Here is a 16,584-nt window from a genome sequence, read left to right as displayed (position 1 = left end):
GGTCGCCACAGCATCGAGCCCCGTCCATTCGCTGGACGGGGCTCTTTGCCGTGCCCGGCGCTCGATAGGCTGTGGTCATCCCTGTACGTACGGACACCAGGAGCGACCATGAGCGCTGTGCAACCCGCTGGAGGACCGAGCTCGGCGGGTCGTTCCTGGCCCGAGGTGCTGAACGGCCTGCTGGAGGGACGCGACCAGAGCGCCGACGACACGGCGTGGGCCATGGACCGCATCATGCGCGGCGAGGCCACCGACGCCCAGATCGCCGGCTTCGCGGTCGCGCTGCGCGCCAAGGGCGAGACGGTCGAGGAGATCACGGGTCTCGTACGCACCATGTACGAGCACGCCAACGTCATCGACGTGCCCGGCCCGTCCGTCGACCTCGTCGGCACGGGCGGCGACGGCGCCAAGACCGTCAACATCTCCACCATGTCGGCGATCGTCGTCGCCGGAACCGGCGCCAAGGTCGTCAAGCACGGCAACCGTGCCGCGTCCTCCGCCTCCGGCTCCTCCGACGTGCTGGAGAAGCTCGGCGTCAACCTGGACCTGTCGCCCCGGCGGGTCGCGGAGGTCGCCGAGGAGGCCGGCATCACCTTCTGCTTCGCGGTGAAGTTCCACCCGGCGCTGCGCCACGTGGCGGCGGCCCGCAAGGAGCTGGGCATCCGCACCACGTTCAACTTCCTCGGGCCGCTCACCAACCCGGCACGGGTGAAGGCCCAGGCGACCGGCGTCGCCGACGCCCGGATGGCCCCCATCATGGCCGGGGTCCTCGCCGAGCGCGGCTCCTCCGCGCTCGTTTTCCGGGGCGACGACGGGCTGGACGAGCTGACCACCACGGCCACCTCGAAGGTGTGGGTCGTCCGGGACGGCGCGGTGCGCGAGGAGACGTTCGACCCGAGGGACGTGGGCATCGACCTGGTGCCGGTGGAGGCGCTGCGCGGCGCGGACGCCTCGTACAACGCGGACGTGGCGCGCCGGCTGCTGGCCGGCGAGACCGGGCCCGTACGGGACGCGGTGCTGCTGAACGCGGCGGCGGCCCTGGTCGCCCTGGAGCCGTCGGACGCGCCGCTGGCCGAGCAGATCCGGGCGGGCATCGCGAAGGCCGCCGAGTCGGTCGACTCCGGCGCGGCGCGGGCGGCGCTGGAACGGTGGGTGGCGGCGAGCCACGCGTAGCGTGTGCGGTTTCCTGGGGCCCGGCCACCGGACGCTGCTGGTCAATGCCTGGCCCCTCCGTGAGGCCCGTCGCCGTCAGGCGGCGGGCCTCAGCGCTTCGAAGCGGGAGATGCGGGCGTCGATTCGCGGTGTGCTGCAGTCCAGCGAGGTGTGTCTTGGGCCGGCCGCGGTATCGGTCCGGCGCAGGCCGTAGGCGCGGACTCCTCGGGAGACGGTGGCATCGATGCCGTTGCGCCACTGGTAGCGGTCGCGCCATTCGCGGGTTTGCCGGGCGGCGCGGTCCTGCTGGATCGCTTGGTGTTCGTCGTGGTGTCGCAGCATGTTCTCGCGGCGCCGGCCGGTGGCCGATCCGAGGCATGAACACGGGTCAGCGGCATGAAGTCCGTGACGTTCACCCGCCGCTGACGGTGTCTCAGATGCGTCCAGCACGAGCGTGTCGCCCCGGTACGACCCGCGGTTGACTCGGTCCGGCCCAGGGGGGCCAATGCCCAGCGGCCTCCCTCCCCGGTCCCGGGGAAGGGAAACAGGCGGGGGAGTCGAAGCGGGGCATGAGGGTGTAGTCCCTGATGCGCTCGGACGCCGACGACCCGCCAGTGCTCGGCTACGGGCAGTGACGACGTTTTGAGCTGGTCTTTCATCTCCGGTCCACCGGATACAGGCAAAGACCCTACAAAATCAATTGACTCTCAGCAGATGCTGACATAACCGTGGAATACGAAGCAAAACGGACCCGCGAGCGGTCACGGCGGAATAGGATCTTCTCTTGTCCTCCATCGGAACCAGCCGGGCGACAGAGTCCACACCGCACCCGGTGCGGCGGGCCACGGACTGGCCGCACGCCGATAAGCGGCAGGGCCGGGGCGATGCTGCGCGGGGGCCTGTCGCGCACCCCGCCCGCCGGGCATCCGACCGACTGACCGCCCACACCGCGCCGGTACGCACAGTTGCCGTGCGCCGGCACGCCGCCCCGCGGGGCAGGCGAGCCCGTTCCACGTCGGTGCGTTCCGCCGCCGGACGTCGAACAGCGGACTCCGAAGGCTGCCCAAGCGGCGATGATCCACGGTCGGACGCGGCCGCATCCGGCTCCATCTCATGCCCTGCCCGGCCCCAGCACCTGGGGTGGGGCCGGGCATTCTGTGTATTCGCCGACTCCTCCCGGCCGCTGGGCCCGGCTCGTCGTCCAGGCCGCCGGAATAGACCTGGCCCTCGCTTGCCTTCCCTACGCCATTCGGTCGGCATTTCCTTTACGCGGCATGCCAGCCGCGCCCCCGATCCGGTGCGCACCTCATCCACCGCATACCGGAGCGCGAGCACACCATGACGAGCGGACACCGTGCCTCAGAAGCGCCGCGCCGTAAGCCCTTGTTCGCGTGCCTGATATTGTGCTTTCTGGTAATTTTGCCATTTTCCATGGCGAACCGCACTTCGGCGGCACCCAGTCCTCGGATTGATCTGCGTGTGCTCGTCGTGACCGACGGCCAGCCCCCGGTCGAGGCCGTGCGCACGGCGTTGATGCGGATGAACGTGCCAGTCGTCGGCGTCGATGTGCGGGATGGCAGCCGCCCTCTGATAGATGACCGGTTCCTCTCCGACACCGTGGCAGGGGTGCCGCGCGCGAAGTTCCAGGCGGTCGTGCTGCCCGACGAAAATCCCTTCGGCGCCGGTTCGGCCGAGATGGCCTCCCTGGAGCGGTTCGAGAGACGGTTCGACATCCGCCAGCTCGACGCTTCCGTCCGGCCCAAGCCAGAGGTCGGTCTGGTCGGCATGCACAGCGACTCGTTCGACGGCACGGCCCGGTTGACCGCGGGCGCCCTGGCTGCGGACTTCGCCTACGCCCGCGGCCCGGTGCCCTTCGAGGAGGATGACCCCAACGCCACGGAGAGCCGGGCCGAGATCGCACGACCGCTGGCTGGCTTCCGCCCACTGGTGACCGCCCAGGCCCGTGGCGGCGGCACGGGGGCCCTGGCCGGGGTGTTCACCCACGACGGCCGCGAGGAACTTGTGCTGACCTTCGACTACAACGAGCATCAGCCCCAGTTCCAGGTGCTCATCCCCGGTCTGGTCCGCTGGCTCACCAAGGGCGTGCACCTCGGCTACGAGCGCAGCTACTTCGCCGTGCATATCGACGATGTCTTCCTGCCCAACGCGCGATGGATGGTCGGTCAGCATTGCACCCAGCCGGTGGACTGTCCTGTGCCGGCCCGCACCCCACTCATCCGCATGACCGCGGAGGACGTCACCTACGCGGTGGCCTGGCAGCGCGAGAACCGCTTCCGCCTCGACTTCGCATTCAACGGCCTTGGCAGCACGCAGGCCCGCATTCGGAATGACGGCACCGACCCGCTCACCGACGCGCTCCTCGCGCACAAGGGCTCCTTCGGCTGGATCAACCACACCTGGTCCCACCGGTATCTGGGATGTGTCCAAGACCGATCGGTTACCCCATGGCGCTGCGCCAAGATCCCTGTCCTCGGTGATGTCCGCTACGTCAGCCAGAAGTTGCTGGAGGCCGAGATCGAGAAGAACATCGACTTTGCCGACCGGTACGACCTGCCGATCAACCCGGCCGAGCTGGTGACCGGCGAGCACTCCGGTCTGCGCGCGAAGCCGCAGATGCCCGAGGACAACCCCAACCTCGCCGCGGCGCTGACCGAGACCGGCGTGCGCACTATCGCCTCCGACGCGTCCCTGGAAAAAGACCAGCGGGACATCGGCGGCACCCGGACGCTACCGCGCTACCCCATCGACCTCGGCTACGACACGGCGACCGTGGCAGAGGCCGTCGACCAGTACAGCTGGCTGCACACCGCGAAAGCCGATGGGGGCAGCGGCGAGTGCGAGCGGACCGACAGTTGCATCGCCCCGCTTGATCGAAAGACCGGGTTCACGGACTACATCGTGCCCTCGGAGGCACGTCGCGCTCTGGGGCACATGCTCTCCAATGATCCGCGCCCGCACTACCTGCACCAGTCGAACCTGGCCGAGGACCGCACCGCCTACCCCATCATCGAACGGGCGCTTGCCCGCTACCGCCACGAGCTGATCAGAGAGAACCGGCCGGTGCTCGTCCCCTCGATGACGGAGGCCGACAACATCCTGGCCCGGCAGAAAACCTTCCATGCACTGGCTGCCGGAGAAGTGACGGCCTGGATCCAGGGCGGCGTGGTCACGGTGCAGACCGACCGAAAGATGGCGGTCCCGCTCACCGCTCCCGAAGGAACCCGAACCGGAAGCGGGACCGGACCTCTCTTCGGCCAGCAGTACGGCGGCGAGCGTTCCGCATGGACCAGCGTCTCCGGTGAGGGGCGCTACACACTGCCACCGCGGAGGTGATCCCGCTGTCGCCCGTCCTGTATCCGTCCGTTCGCTCCACTCCTCAGAAGGACCGGTCTTGAGAATTGTCATGGTGGCGGAGGGCTCCTATCCCATCCAACCCGGTGGGGTGAGCGTCTGGTGCGACCAGCTCATCCGTGGGCTGCCCGAGCACGAGTTCGATGTCGTGGCACTCACCGGTTCCGGCATGGAGGGTGTCACCTGCGAACTGCCGCCCAATGTGGCAGGCCTGCGGCGCATCGGCCTGTGGGCCCCGACCCGTCATCCGTGGCGGGTGCCGCGGACGGTCCGTTCCTGCTTCATCACCGCCTACACGGACCTGCTCACAGCGATCCTGGGCGACGATCCCGGCGCACTCCCGACGTTCGAGCACGCACTGCGGGTGTTGCATCGCCTGGCGCGTCGAGGCCTGCTCGCCGAGCTGCTGCGCAGCGAGGACTCGGTCGATGTGTTCCAGGCGGTGTGGAACCATCGTCCACCCGGGGCACGGCAAGCCTTCGGCCAGGCGCCGCTCACCCTCGCTGACGTGCTCACCGCCACCGATCTGGTCGAGCACTTCCTGCGCCCGCTCGCGGACGCTCCCCTGCGGGTCGACGTCGTGCACGCGGTCGCCAACGGCCCGTGCATCCTGGTAGGTCTGGTCGCCAAGTGGGCCTATGGCACTCCCCTGCTGCTGTCCGAACACGGGGTCTACCTGCGTGAGCGGATCCTGGCGATGCGCTCCATGGGCCTCACCCCGCCGGCCAAGACGTTCATGATCCGTTTCTTCGTCCGGCTGACCGAACTGGGCTACCGCGCCGCAGACATCATCGCCCCGGTCAACCAGTTCAACCAGCGCTGGGAGTTGCGCAACGGCGCCCGGGCCGAGGCGATCCGGACCGTCTACAACGGCGTCGATCCGGCGAAGTTCCCCGCCGCCCGACAGGAGCCCGCCGTGCCCACGCTCGCCTTCGTCGGGCGCATCGACCCGCTCAAGGACCTGGAAACCCTCATCCGTGCCTTCGCGCTGGTCCGGAAGGAGGTCCCCGAGGCCAAGTTGCGCCTGTTCGGCCCGGTGCCCCCGGACAACGAGGCGTACGCGGCGAGATGCGCAAACTTGGTGGCCATGCTCGGGCTCGTCCAGGCCGTCACGTTCGAGGGGCCGATCTCACCCGTGAGCCACGGGTATCAGGCGGGCCACCTCGTGGTGCTCTCCAGCATCTCCGAAGGCTTGCCGTACAGCGTCATCGAGGCGATGACCACCGGCCGTACCACGGTCTCCACCGACGTCGGCGGGGTCGCCGAGGCAGTCGGGGAGACCGGGCTGCTGGTACCGCCACGCGATCCCCAGGCCTTCGGGGCGGCCTGCGTGCGCCTGCTGCGAGACCATGCCCTGCGCCGGCGGTTGGCGGCGGCCGCGCACCACCGGGCGCTGGAGCTGTTCACGATCGACCGGTTCGTGGAGACGTTCCGTGACCTCTACCGCGAGACGGCTCGCCTACGCAGCACGCCGAGCCATGTGCTGCACGAATTCATCGACACCCCGGCGACGCGTCCCCTGCGGGAGAGCGAGGCAGTATGAGCAACACGTTTCCCATGGACCCTGTCCCGGATCCGGTGTCAGAGCTGTCCCAGAGATACCAGCAACTGGTCGCCACGGCGACCGATCCGCTCGAGATCACGGCGGTGCTGGAGAGCGCGGGGTTCAACGACCGCATCGCACAGGAACAGTACCGCGCCGAGGACGTGTTCACGCTGGGCAAGCTCCTGTCCCTCCGTAAGCTCGGCGCCGAAAATGAGACCAGGGTGATGCCGGGCGGCTCAGGTGCGGAAGACGACAGCACCCGCGAGAAGAACGAGCCCGACAGTACGGGCACCATATCCGGGCGTGGGCTGGTCCTGCGCTGTCTGCGCGGACTGCTCTATGCCTTGCCCGCCTTCGTCTCCGTGACCTTGCTTCAGGCGGTCGACCGAACGGTGATCGTCCTCCTGCTCGGCGGACTCGCCCTCAGTTGGGTCTGGGGATCCGGTATGGCCTACCTGGGCTGGGTCCGACTCGGGCACCTCGCCCCTGACAGCGCCCGATGGGAGCTGCGACGGGCTATGTTGACCGGGATCGCGCTCATGAGCGTGCTGTCGGTCATCGCGGCCTACATCGCCCTGGTGATCACCCCGTCCATGGACGTGACCTGGGGAACGCTGGCGATCCTCATCGGTCAGTCGGTCTATTTGATCTCGGCCATGGCCCTGCTCGTGTTCGACCGTGACCTGCGACTGATGCTCGCCTTGCTTCCGGCGACGGCGGCAGGCGCGTTCGTGGTGGCGACCCGGGGCGTCGGACCGCCCAGGGCCGATGCCTACGCGGCGGTGTCCGGAGCCCAGACCGTTGTCGCCGTACCCGAAGCCGCTGTCGGCGTAGGTGCGGTAGCCCCTGCTGCGATGACGGCAACAGCCGTGCTGGCACTCGTCTTCGCCCTCCGGGCGACCCGCGACAGAACGCCTCCAGCGCAACGCATGTCCCCGGCCATGTTGCGCGGCGCGCTCCTGAACAGCGCTTTCGGGCTGCTGGCCACCGTGCTGCTCGTGTACCCCGTTGTCGACTTCCTGCTCCGCGAAGGTGATGAGGCCCAGCCGCTGGCGTTGCCGGTGGCCCTCGCCGCATTGCCGCTGGTGTTGAGCATGGGAGTGGTGGAGGTATTGATGTACCGCCGTCGTCGGATCTCGGCTCGGCTGCTGGCATCGACCGCATCACCCGTGGTCTTCGCTCGTACGGCGTGTCATGCCTTCTCGAGGTTGACGCTGTACTACCTCGTCGTGCTCGCCGCGCTCTCCGGAGCGCTGTACCTCACCACGATGACATTCGCCCCCCACTACACGCCGCCGGTATCGCTGTCCCTCGTCTATCTACTGCTCGGCGCAGCGACCTTTGTCGGGATGGTGGTCAACCAAATGGGTCAGACGCGGGTTGTCCTCATCACGACCTCCGTAGCCGTCGCCGCGTTGTTCGCCAACACCCTGCTCCTCGACGATCCGTTCGCGAATGACACAGGGATGGTCTGGTACGGAATCGTCGCCATAGCGCTGGCGGCGGCACATGGCACGATCCTCTACCGGCTTTGCCGCAGGGCGGTGAACCACCGGTGAGACTCGCGACCCGAGCGGCGCCGGCGTCGCGCGTCGCCGTCCCTGCCTATTTCGACCCGTGCTGTTGCGCCGCGGACTGGGCACAGCTCTGCGCCGCCAGTGCCACCCACCCCGGCCGGGTCGATCTGGTGATCCTCAACCCCGACTCGGGCGTCGGTCGCGACACCGATGATGGCCACCGTACGGTGTGCCGGCAGATGCGCCGGGCCGGGATCAGTGTCGCCGGATACATCAGCACTGGTTACGCCACGCGCCGGGCAAGCGAGGTGCTCGCCGAGGCCACGGCCTACCGAAACTGGTACGGCCTGACCGCGATCTTCATTGACGAGGTCACCGAGGACCGGTCGGGTTGGCCCTACTACCGTGAGCTGGTCACCGCATTGCGGTCCAGCGGAATCCGGCAGGTGGTGATCAATCCTGGGACGCCACCCGACCCCTGCTACGTCGAGCTGGCTGATCTGGTGGTGACCTTCGAGGGACCCTGGTCGGAATACCGGGGCTGGCGACCTCCGAAGTGGAGCCGGCAGTGGCCTTCGTCGCGTGTCTGTCATCTGGTCTTCGACACGCCGGTCTCCGTGTTGGGCCGCGCGGTCGACCTCACTAGAACACGCGGGGCCGGGTACGTGTACGTGACCGACCGCACGCTGCCCAACCCTTGGGAAGCGTTGCCCACCTACTGGCCGGCACTCGTCGGTGTAGCTTCGAGGGTGTGAGACGGATGAGGCGCCCGCGGCGGGCCCGTCTGCTGTGCCGCGTGCCGGCGAGAGCGGTCACGGCGGTGCTTTGCCTGCTTGCCGTGGCGGGATGCACCGTGCAGGAGAGGACGAAGCCGGTCACACCCGACTCGCCCCCACCGGTCGTCGAATCCAGCTCACGCCCGGAAGGCTCCTGGTGGCGGCCCCGGGTCGGGGTGAGCTGGCAGGTGCAGCTTCAGGGCAGGATCGACACTTCGGTCCGGGCCGAGGTCTACGACGTGGACTTGTTCGACGTGCCCGAGGAGACCATCCAGGAGTTGCACCGCCAAGGCCGCAAGGTGATCTGCTACGTCAACGTCGGCGCCCACGAGACGTGGCGACCGGATGCCGACAGGTTCCCGGAGGAGGGGATCGGCAAGCCCCTGGAGGACTGGCCAGGGGAGCGCTGGCTGGACATCCGCCGCCTCGACGTCCTGGAGCCGATCATGGCGGCCCGTATGGACCTGTGCAAGCGAAAGGGGTTCGACGCGGTCGACCCGGACAATGTGAACGGGTACAGGAATGACTCCGGTTTCCCGCTGACCGCCGACGACCAGCTTCGGTACAACCGGATGGTCGCGAGGCTCGCCCATGAGCGTCGGCTCGGCGTGGCGCTCAAGAACGACCTGGCTCAGGTGCCCGATCTGGTCAGGGACTTCGACTTCGCCATCAACGAGGAGTGTGTGGCGAAGAAGGAGTGCGAAGCGCTGGAGCCATTCATCGAAGCCGGCAAGGCTGTCCTGCATGTGGAGTACAACGTCTCTACGGAAGAGTTCTGCCCGCTGACCAAGGCGCTTCACTTCAGCTCGATCCGTAAGCCGAAAGATCTCTCCGCAGGACGGGAGCCGTGTCCATAAGGGAAAGCAACATCTGTCAGCCGTCGGCGATCTTCGGCGTGGTCGGATCACTGCCGGATTGATGATCTGGGGTGCGGGGTGGCGCGGCCGCAGCCGTGGGAGGCCGGCGACGACTGTGGGCGGTGATCGAGTCGCTGCTGCCGAAGGTCGAGCATCGAACACGGCATTCCGGGCGCAGGCGGCATCCGGGTCGACGCGAATAGCCGGCGTTCCCTGGCCGGCCTCAGGACGAGGTCGAAGATCTCGCCGACATTCCGACCTGCCAGCAGCCGGGACCGGAACTGGCTGAGCACCGATTGGTCGAACCCGGTGTCCATCAGCTCCAGACCAAGCGCGTACTTCCAGTCGATCCGCGTGCGCACGGCGTCCGCCACCTGCCGGTCAGACAGCCCCTCGGCGAACTGCGACAGGCCGGCGAACGCCTCCCCCGGTCCACAGGGCGGGGCCCCTTCCCGTGTCCCGGTATCCGGACACGAGTTGCGGAGAGCGACCGCGTGTCATAGCTTCTCGATCAGGTCATGAGTGACAGCGACTACGGCCCCGGCCCGCTGTCCGGCAACCCTCCGTCCGTGGCGGGGTGCCCCGGGTGAAGACCAGGTCGCAGGCAGCGAGGTCTGCGGCAAGCGCGGACCCCTGCACACCCTGGGGTCCTGGTCCTCAAGGGAGCAGTCTCGTGAGCAAGCGAATGCGATAGGGCGTATCGCCCCCTCTTCGGTACCCCCTTTCACCTTTTCCCTGCGCCGCGTCGTGCCGCCTTTCCGACGTGTGGACGCACGGATTCGCCTGCCTTGTACGGGAGTTCGCCATGTCTGTCATCGCCGTTGCCGCCGACCAGTCCGTTTGTTCCCCCCTGCCCGTTCTGGGGCGGGATGTCACCGTGCCGCTCGTCACCGGTGGCGAGGTCACGTACGCCGCCCTCGACTACGCCGCCAGCGCGCCCGCCCTCCAGCGGGTGTGGGACGACGTGGCCGCCTACGCGCCGTACTACGGCAGCGTGCACCGGGGGGCCGGGTACCTGTCGCAGTTGTCGACCGACCTGTTCGAGAACAGCCGCGCCGCGGTCGCGGAGTTCCTGGACTGCCGCGAGGGCGACCAGGTCGTCTTCACCCGGTCGACGACCGACTCGCTGAACCTGCTGGCCGCCGCGCTGCCCGCCGGCTGCCAGGTCTTCGTCTTCGAGACCGAGCACCACGCCTCGCTGCTGCCCTGGAGGGACGCCCAGGTCACCTACCTCAACGCGCCCCGGACCCCGGGCCAGGCCGTCGAGTCGCTGGAGCGGGCGCTCGCCGACCGGGACCCGTATGGTCCGGCGTTGGTGTGCGTCACCGGCGCGTCCAACGTGACCGGCGAGCTGTGGCCCGTGCGTGAACTGGCCGCCGCCGCCCACGCCCACGGCGCCCGCATCGTCCTGGACGCCGCGCAGCTCGCGCCCCACCACCCGGTCTCGGTGCGCGACCTGGACGTCGACTGGGTGGCGTTCTCCGGGCACAAGCTGTACGCCCCGTTCGGCTCCGGCGTCCTCGCCGGGCGCGCTGACTGGCTGCGGGAGGCCGAGCCGTACCTGGCCGGCGGCGGCGCGTCCCGGAAGGTCGCCCGGCGCGCCGACGGCGGGGTGGACGTCGAGTGGCACACCACCGCCGCCCGCCACGAGGCCGGATCGCCCAACGTCATCGGCGTGTACGCCATCGCCTCCGCCTGCAAGGCGCTCACCGAGGCCGGGTTCGATGACCTGGTCGCCCGTGAGCGGTACCTGATCGGCAAGGTCCGCGAAGGGCTCGCCGAGGTGCCCGAGGTGAAGGTGCTGTCGCTCTTCGGCGACGACGCTCCCCGCGTCGGTGTCATCTCGTTCGTGGTCGAGGGCTGGAACAGCTCGCACTTCGCGGCGGCGCTGTCCGCCGAGTACGGGATCGGCGTCCGTGACGGCCTGTTCTGCGCCCACCCGCTGGTGCGCACCCTGCTCGGCAGCGACCCGCAGGACGTCGGCGAGTGCGGCGCGCCCGAGGCGGCGCCGGGTGAGAAGTCGCTCAACGCCATCCGGGTCAGCTTCGGGGCGGGGACGCCGGACGAGCACGTCGAGCGGTTCGTTCGGGCCGTGAAGGAGCTCGTACGGGACGGGGCGAAGTGGAACTACCGTACGGAGGACGGGCGCTGTGTGCCCGACCGCGGCTGACCAGCCGGGTGCCCACCAGGACCGTGCGCAGCGCCCGCTCGGCGGCGTCCGCCAGCAGCTCGGCCGCGCGGTCCAGGGCGTCCGGCAGCGGTAGGGGGCCGGGCGCGATCGACTCGTAGGCGTCCAGCCCCGCCTCCCGGGCGCCCTCGCCCAGCGTGCCGGCCAGCGCGAGCACCGGCACGCCCGCCTCCCGCGCCCGGCGCGCCACCTCGCCCGGCACCTTGCCGCGCACGGTCTGGGCGTCCAGGGCGCCCTCGCCGGTGATCACCAGGTCGGCGTGGCCCAGCCGGGCGCCCAGGTCCAGCCCGTCGAGGAGCACCTCGAAGCGCGGGAGCAGTCGGGCGCCCACCGCCGCGAGCCCGGCGCCCAGCCCGCCCGACGCCCCCGTGCCGGGCGCGTACCGCAGGTCCACCTCCGGGGCGAACGCCGACGCCAGCGCGGCCGACCAGTGCTCCAGCGCCGCCGACAGCTCCTCGCACTGCGCCGGGGTGGCGCCCTTCTGGGGGCCGAAGACCCGGGCCACGCCCCGCTCGCCGCACAGCACGTTGTACGGGTTGCACGCCACCAGCAACTCGGCGCCCGCCAGCCTCGGATCGAGCCTTCCCGTGTCGATGGCCGCCAGGTGGGCCAAAGCGGAACCGCCGTACGGAAGTTCGTCACCGCTCGCGTCCAGGAGCCGCACGCCCAGCGCCTGGAGCGCGCCCGCGCCCCCGTCCGACGTACCCGAGTCGCCGCAGCCGACCAGGACCCGCCGGGCGCCCGCGTCCAGGGCGGCCCGGATCAGCTCGCCCACCCCGTACGTCGTCGTGGCGCCCGGGTCGCGGCGGCCCGGCGGCACGAGGGCCAGCCCCGCGACGGCGGCCATCTCCACGACCGCCGAGCCGTCCCCGAGGAGCGCGAAGTGGCTGTCGACCGGGTCGCCCAGCGGCCCGGTGGCCGGCCGGGACACCAGGTGCCCGCCCGTCGCGGCGGCCAGCGCCTCCGCCGTGCCCTCCCCGCCGTCGACCAGCGGGATCAGGTCCAGCTCGGCGTCCGGCAGGACCCGCGCCACCCCCTCGGCGATGGCCTCGGCGGCCTGCCGGGCGGACAGGGACTCCTTGAAGCCGCTGGGCGCGACGGCGATGCGGTACGGAACGTTCACGGCTGGGTCTCCAGGAGGACGGGCACGCCGAGCAGCGGCCAGACGGTCAGGGCGAACAGCAGGACCAGGCCCGCCGTGAGCGGGGCGAGCACCGCCGACAGCCGCAGCAGGTCACGCGGCGTGTAGGTGGGCACGCCGTCGGGGACGTCGGAGAACAGCGCCACCGGCTTCGCGGAGGCGGGCAGCGTGTGGCAGAACCCGGCCGCCGCCGTCGAGGCGAGCGCGGCGGCCACCGGGTTGACCCCCGCCGCGGTCGCCGCCACGACCACCAGCGGGACGAGCACCGAGGAGCGGGCCGAGCGGGACTGGAGCACCAGGTGCGCCGCCGTGCTGACGACCACCACGACGGTGAGGAACAGCCATGGCGGCGCGTGCACCGGCACCCCGGCCACCAGCCACTTCGCCGCGCCCGAATCGGCGAGCGCCACGCCCATCGCCATCGTCGCCGCCATGAACAGCAGCAGCGGCCAGGGCACGGTCGTCAGGCCGTCCTTGAGCCGTACCGTCCCCAGCGCAGGCGACGCGGCCACCACCGCGCCGATCAGCGCGACCACCGCCGGTGACACCCGGTGCACCGGCTCGCTGCACCACAGCACCACCACCGTGGCCAGCAGCAGCGCGCAGCGCGCCTCGGCGGTGGACAGCGGGCCCGTGACGGGCGTGGGGGAGTGCGCCTCGATGTCGGCCGGGGTGATGTGCACCGGTTCGCTCCGGTCGGCCCGCGAAGTGGTCGTCAGCAGTACGGCCTCGGCGGCCAGATGGGACGACACGATCGCCAGCGGCAGCCCCAGCAGCAGCCACTGGACGAACCCCAGCCGCTGCCCGGTCTGCTCCCACAGCACATTGACGGTGATCAGATGCGCCCCGGCGCCGATCAGCGTGGCGACGGCCGACAGCAGCACCACCGTCGGGAACAGCAGCGCCAGCATCACCACCAGCCGCTTGCGCTCCGCCAGGACTTCGGCCAGCGCCAGGAACACGGGCAGGGCCAGCGCGGCCCGCCCCGAGGTCGCCGGGACGGCGAACGACGTCACGACCAGCGCGGCGGTCGTCAGGTGGACGAGCTGGCGCACCGTGCGGGCGCCGCTCACCAGGAACGCGGCCGCCCGCCCGGCGAGCCCCGTCCGGGTGACCGCGGCCGCCAGCACGAACGCGCAGATCAGCAGCCAGATCGTCTCGTCGCCGAGCGTGGCGAAGAGGGTCTCGCTGCTGATCACCCCGGTCGCGGTGAGCGTCAGGCCCGCGCCCAGCGCGATGTACGTGTCGTCGACGGGGGTGGCGATCCAGGCGATGGTGGCGAGCACGAAGACGGCCAGGGTCAGGCGCGCCTCGCCGCCGAGTCCGGGGAACCGGTTCGGCAGGGCCAGCAGCGCGCACACACCGAGCGCGCCGCCCAGCCAGGCCGCCCGGCTGAGGGAGTGGGTCACGGTGATCAGTCTGGATACGCGCCGTGAGTCCTCAATGAGCCCTTTGTTAAGGAAAGTTCATCTACGGCAGGCGATAGCCCATGCCGCGCACCGTCTCCAGCCGTTGCGCGCCCAGCTTCTTGCGCAGGTTCCGTACGTACACGTCCACGATGTTCGAGCCGGGGTCGAAGTCGTACCCCCAGACGTGGGACAGGATCTGCTCCCGCGACAGCACCTGGCCGGGATGGCGCAGGAACAGCTCCAGCAGCACGAATTCACGCGCCGTCAGGTCGACGGTCCGGTCCCCCGCGCGGGCCCGGCGGGTGCGCAGGTCCAGCCCGAGGTCGCCGCTGCGCAGCACCGTCACCTCCGGCGCGCGGGCGGCGGTGCGCAGCCGGAGCCGTACCCGTGCCAGCAGCTCCTCGAACCGGAACGGCTTGGTCATCCAGTCGTCCGCCCCGCCCTCCAGGCCGGCCACCGTGTCCCGTACCGAATCCCGTGCGGTCAGCACGATGACCGGCAGCGTGACGCGGGCCTCGCGCAGCTCCCGCAGCACGGTGAAGCCGTCCCGGCCCGGCAGCCCGATGTCCAGCACCATCAGGTCGAACCCGCCGGTGACGGCGTAGTCGAGAGCGGTGTCGCCGTCGGCGGCGACGGTCGTGGTGAACGCGTTGGCGCGCAGCCCCTTCTCGACGAAGGAGGCGATCCGCTCCTCGTCCTCGGCGATCAGAATGCGGTTCACTCGTCCTCCTCCAGTACGAGTACGAAGGTGGCGCCGCCGCCCTCGGTACGGCGCAGCTCCACCCGGCCCCGGTGGCCCTCGGCGATGGCCTTCACGATGGACAGCCCCAGCCCCGCGCCGCCGCCCGCGCGGGTGCCGCGCCGGGCCGTGCCCCGCCGGAACCGCTCGAAGATCACGGCGGCGTCCTCGGCCCGCACACCGGGCCCGGTGTCGGCGACGTACAGCTCGATCCGGCCCTCGGCCTCGCGCGAGCCGATCCCTATGCGCTGCCCGGGGACGGTGTGCTGGACGGCGTTCTGCGCGAGCTGCACCATCGCCTGGGTGATGCGCTGCGGGTCCAGCTCGGCCTCCCGGTCGGCGACCCCTTCCAGCACCCACTCGCGCTCGCCCAGCGCCCGCGCCTTCACGAACACGTCGGCGGTCAGCTCGCCGAGCTGGACCGGCTCGGGCGTGACGAAGTCGGGGCGCTCCGCCTTGGCGAGGAGCAGCAGGTCCTCCACGATCCGGCTCATCCGGTCCAGCTCGTCGGTGACCAGCCGGATCGTCTCCGCCTGTTCGGCCGGGTCGTCGCCCATCAGCTCCAGGTGCCCGCGCACGATCGTGATGGGCGTGCGCAGCTCGTGGCCGGCGTCGTCGACGAACTGGCGCTGCGCCGCGAACGCCGCCTCCAGCCGGTCCAGCATGGCGTTGAACGTCTCGGCGAGCAGCGCGATGTCGTCGCGGCCCTGCACGGGGATGCGGCGGGTCAGGTCCTGCTCGGTGAGCTGCGCGGCGGCCCGGCGGACCAGGCGCACGGGGGCGAGGATGCGGCCGGCGACGGCCCAGCCGATACCGGTCGTCATCAGCAGGGCCATGCCCGAGATGGCGAGCTGGGTGCGGAACGCCTCGGCGGCGATGGCCTGCTCGTTGTCGGCGTGGAACGCGACGACGAACGCGCCGGGTGCGGCGTGCCCCGCCGGCTGGATGGGCACCTTGGCCCACCGCACCTCGCCCTGCGGGCGGTGCAGGGTGCCGGAGCGGTCGGGGGAGTCGAGGATCCGGGCGAGCGCGTCCCGGTCGTGGTGCAGGGCGTCGCCGCTGGTGTCCCGGGGCTGGCGCAGCACGGCCGGGACGCCCCCCGCCCCCCGGGTCAGGCCCAGCAGCTCCTCGTCGGGGTCGGAGTACTGGCGCTGGAGGAACACCTCCAGCAGGCGGCGCGGCTCCGTGAACTCGGCGCCGGTGTCGGGGTCCACGCCCTGGTCGACGAAGTTGGCGAACTCGCGGGTCTCCTGGGTGAGGAGCTGGCTGATCCGGTGGTCGACGTCGCGCAGCAGGATGGACCGGGTCGTCATGGCGACGGCGACCAGCGCCACGCCCATCACCAGCAGCAGCCAGAGCAGGATCCGCACCCGGGCGGAGACGCGGCGGTCAGTTCTCGTCACCGATGTCGTCACCCAGGTCGTCATCGTCGTCGTCCCCCGCGGTGGCCGGCGGCCCCGGCACCACGGTGTCGGTGGGCAGGGTCCGGGCGGGCGGCGTGTCCTTCGGCGCGGGGGGCCGCGTCGTGCTCGGTACGGGAACGCCGGTGGGCGTGGCACTCGCCGTCCTGCCGGGCCCCGGCGTCGTCCGGCTCGGCTCCGGACTCCCGCTGGGCCGGGGCGAGGTGCCCAGCTCCACCTCGGGCGGCACCTTGGGCGCCTCGGGCGTGTCGGTCAGCGTGTAGCTGGTCGCGGCGATGCCGAGCGGGATGGCGACGACCGCGGCGAGCGTCACCATGCGATGGGTGAAGGCCATGCCCCCATCCTGGGCGCGGGTCGGCCACGCGTGAATGAGCGCCGGATGAAGGCTCCTTCATAAACCGCACGGGTTCGTCGGGGGCCGGCACCCGAAGGGGGACGCGCAGCGGGTCGTGTTCCGGGCGGAAAA

12 protein-coding genes, 2 pseudogenes and 1 riboswitch are annotated in these 16,584 nt (G+C 70.6%); of the genes and pseudogenes, 7 read left to right on the top strand and 7 right to left on the bottom strand.

What is annotated here, in order from left to right; all coding sequences use genetic code 11:
• Positions 1–108 precede the first annotated feature (108 nt).
• A complete protein-coding gene (gene trpD / locus AB0J57_RS18000; RefSeq protein WP_366129169.1) occupies positions 109–1,173 on the top strand; it encodes an anthranilate phosphoribosyltransferase in 1,065 nt (354 codons plus the stop codon).
• Positions 1,174–1,248: 75 nt separating this feature from the next.
• Here trpD and AB0J57_RS17995 read toward each other — a convergent pair whose 3' ends face one another.
• The gene (locus tag AB0J57_RS17995) at positions 1,249–1,494 is read right to left on the bottom strand and encodes a hypothetical protein (protein WP_366129168.1); all 246 of its coding nucleotides are present in this window, start codon (positions 1,492–1,494) and stop codon (positions 1,249–1,251) included.
• A 1,137-nt stretch (positions 1,495–2,631) separates the two neighbouring features.
• On the opposite strand from AB0J57_RS17995, the gene AB0J57_RS17990 reads away from it, so the two are divergent.
• From AB0J57_RS17990 to AB0J57_RS17970, 5 genes are all read left to right on the top strand, one after another.
• Positions 2,632–4,506: a hypothetical protein gene (locus AB0J57_RS17990; protein ID WP_366129167.1), complete on the top strand. Its 1,875-nt coding sequence runs from the start codon at positions 2,632–2,634 to the stop codon at positions 4,504–4,506.
• Positions 4,507–4,576: 70 nt separating this feature from the next.
• Positions 4,577–6,067 carry a GT4 family glycosyltransferase PelF gene (gene pelF / locus AB0J57_RS17985; protein ID WP_366129166.1) on the top strand — a complete coding sequence of 497 codons (1,491 nt, stop codon included), beginning with the start codon at positions 4,577–4,579 and terminating at the stop codon, positions 6,065–6,067.
• Positions 6,064–7,629: a hypothetical protein gene (locus AB0J57_RS17980; RefSeq protein ID WP_366129165.1), complete on the top strand. Its 1,566-nt coding sequence runs from the start codon at positions 6,064–6,066 to the stop codon at positions 7,627–7,629. Before pelF ends, AB0J57_RS17980 begins: the two co-directional genes overlap by 4 nt.
• Positions 7,626–8,342 carry a spherulation-specific family 4 protein gene (locus AB0J57_RS17975; RefSeq protein ID WP_366129164.1) on the top strand — a complete coding sequence of 239 codons (717 nt, stop codon included), beginning with the start codon at positions 7,626–7,628 and terminating at the stop codon, positions 8,340–8,342. The genes AB0J57_RS17980 and AB0J57_RS17975 overlap by 4 nt, the downstream gene beginning before the upstream one ends.
• A 41-nt stretch (positions 8,343–8,383) precedes the next feature.
• Positions 8,384–9,220: an endo alpha-1,4 polygalactosaminidase gene (locus AB0J57_RS17970; protein WP_366129163.1), complete on the top strand. Its 837-nt coding sequence runs from the start codon at positions 8,384–8,386 to the stop codon at positions 9,218–9,220.
• Between the two features lie 233 nt (positions 9,221–9,453).
• Here AB0J57_RS17970 and AB0J57_RS17965 read toward each other — a convergent pair.
• Positions 9,454–9,630: pseudogene (locus AB0J57_RS17965) on the bottom strand (transposase); the annotation flags it as partial.
• A gap of 104 nt (positions 9,631–9,734) precedes the next feature.
• A riboswitch (SAM riboswitch) is annotated at positions 9,735–9,852 on the top strand.
• Positions 9,853–10,025: 173 nt separating this feature from the next.
• Between AB0J57_RS17965 and AB0J57_RS17960 the strand changes: the two are divergent.
• The gene (locus AB0J57_RS17960; protein WP_366129162.1) at positions 10,026–11,390 is read left to right on the top strand and encodes an aminotransferase class V-fold PLP-dependent enzyme; all 1,365 of its coding nucleotides are present in this window, start codon (positions 10,026–10,028) and stop codon (positions 11,388–11,390) included.
• Positions 11,391–11,466: 76 nt separating this feature from the next.
• On the opposite strand, the pseudogene AB0J57_RS17955 reads toward AB0J57_RS17960, so the two are convergent.
• From AB0J57_RS17955 to AB0J57_RS17935, 5 genes and pseudogenes are all read right to left on the bottom strand, one after another.
• A pseudogene (locus tag AB0J57_RS17955) lies at positions 11,467–12,531 on the bottom strand (glycerate kinase); the annotation flags it as partial.
• On the bottom strand, positions 12,528–13,958 hold the full coding sequence (locus tag AB0J57_RS17950; protein ID WP_366129161.1) for an SLC13 family permease: 1,431 nt from the start codon (positions 13,956–13,958) through the stop codon (positions 12,528–12,530). The pseudogene AB0J57_RS17955 and the gene AB0J57_RS17950, both read right to left, overlap by 4 nt.
• Before the next feature lie 61 nt (positions 13,959–14,019).
• Entirely contained in the window at positions 14,020–14,679 is a 660-nt protein-coding gene (locus AB0J57_RS17945; RefSeq protein ID WP_366129160.1) for a response regulator transcription factor, read from the bottom strand.
• Positions 14,676–16,124: an ATP-binding protein gene (locus AB0J57_RS17940; protein ID WP_366129159.1), complete on the bottom strand. Its 1,449-nt coding sequence runs from the start codon at positions 16,122–16,124 to the stop codon at positions 14,676–14,678. Before AB0J57_RS17940 ends, AB0J57_RS17945 begins: the two co-directional genes overlap by 4 nt.
• The gene (locus AB0J57_RS17935) at positions 16,087–16,452 is read right to left on the bottom strand and encodes a small hydrophilic protein (RefSeq protein WP_366129158.1); all 366 of its coding nucleotides are present in this window, start codon (positions 16,450–16,452) and stop codon (positions 16,087–16,089) included. The genes AB0J57_RS17940 and AB0J57_RS17935 overlap by 38 nt, the downstream gene beginning before the upstream one ends.
• Between the last annotated feature and the right edge of the window lie 132 nt (positions 16,453–16,584).

Source organism: Streptomyces sp. NPDC049837, assembly GCF_040674455.1.
Lineage (GTDB): Bacteria > Actinomycetota > Actinomycetes > Streptomycetales > Streptomycetaceae > Streptomyces.
Note: the sequence above shows the minus strand (reverse complement) of the source record. Positions and strands in the feature narration are given on the sequence as shown.

Excerpts from the sequence above, each read along its gene's own strand:
- AB0J57_RS17935 (WP_366129158.1), bottom strand. The coding sequence starts at position 16,452 with ATGGCCTTCACCCATCGCATGGTGACGCTCGCCGCGGTCGTCGCCATC.
- pelF (WP_366129166.1), top strand. The coding sequence starts at position 4,577 with ATGGTGGCGGAGGGCTCCTATCCCATCCAACCCGGTGGGGTGAGCGTC.
- trpD (WP_366129169.1), top strand. The coding sequence starts at position 109 with ATGAGCGCTGTGCAACCCGCTGGAGGACCGAGCTCGGCGGGTCGTTCC.
- AB0J57_RS17940 (WP_366129159.1), bottom strand. The coding sequence starts at position 16,124 with ATGACGACCTGGGTGACGACATCGGTGACGAGAACTGACCGCCGCGTC.
- AB0J57_RS17980 (WP_366129165.1), top strand. The coding sequence starts at position 6,064 with ATGAGCAACACGTTTCCCATGGACCCTGTCCCGGATCCGGTGTCAGAG.
- AB0J57_RS17995 (WP_366129168.1), bottom strand. The coding sequence starts at position 1,494 with ATGCTGCGACACCACGACGAACACCAAGCGATCCAGCAGGACCGCGCC.
- AB0J57_RS17960 (WP_366129162.1), top strand. The coding sequence starts at position 10,026 with ATGTCTGTCATCGCCGTTGCCGCCGACCAGTCCGTTTGTTCCCCCCTG.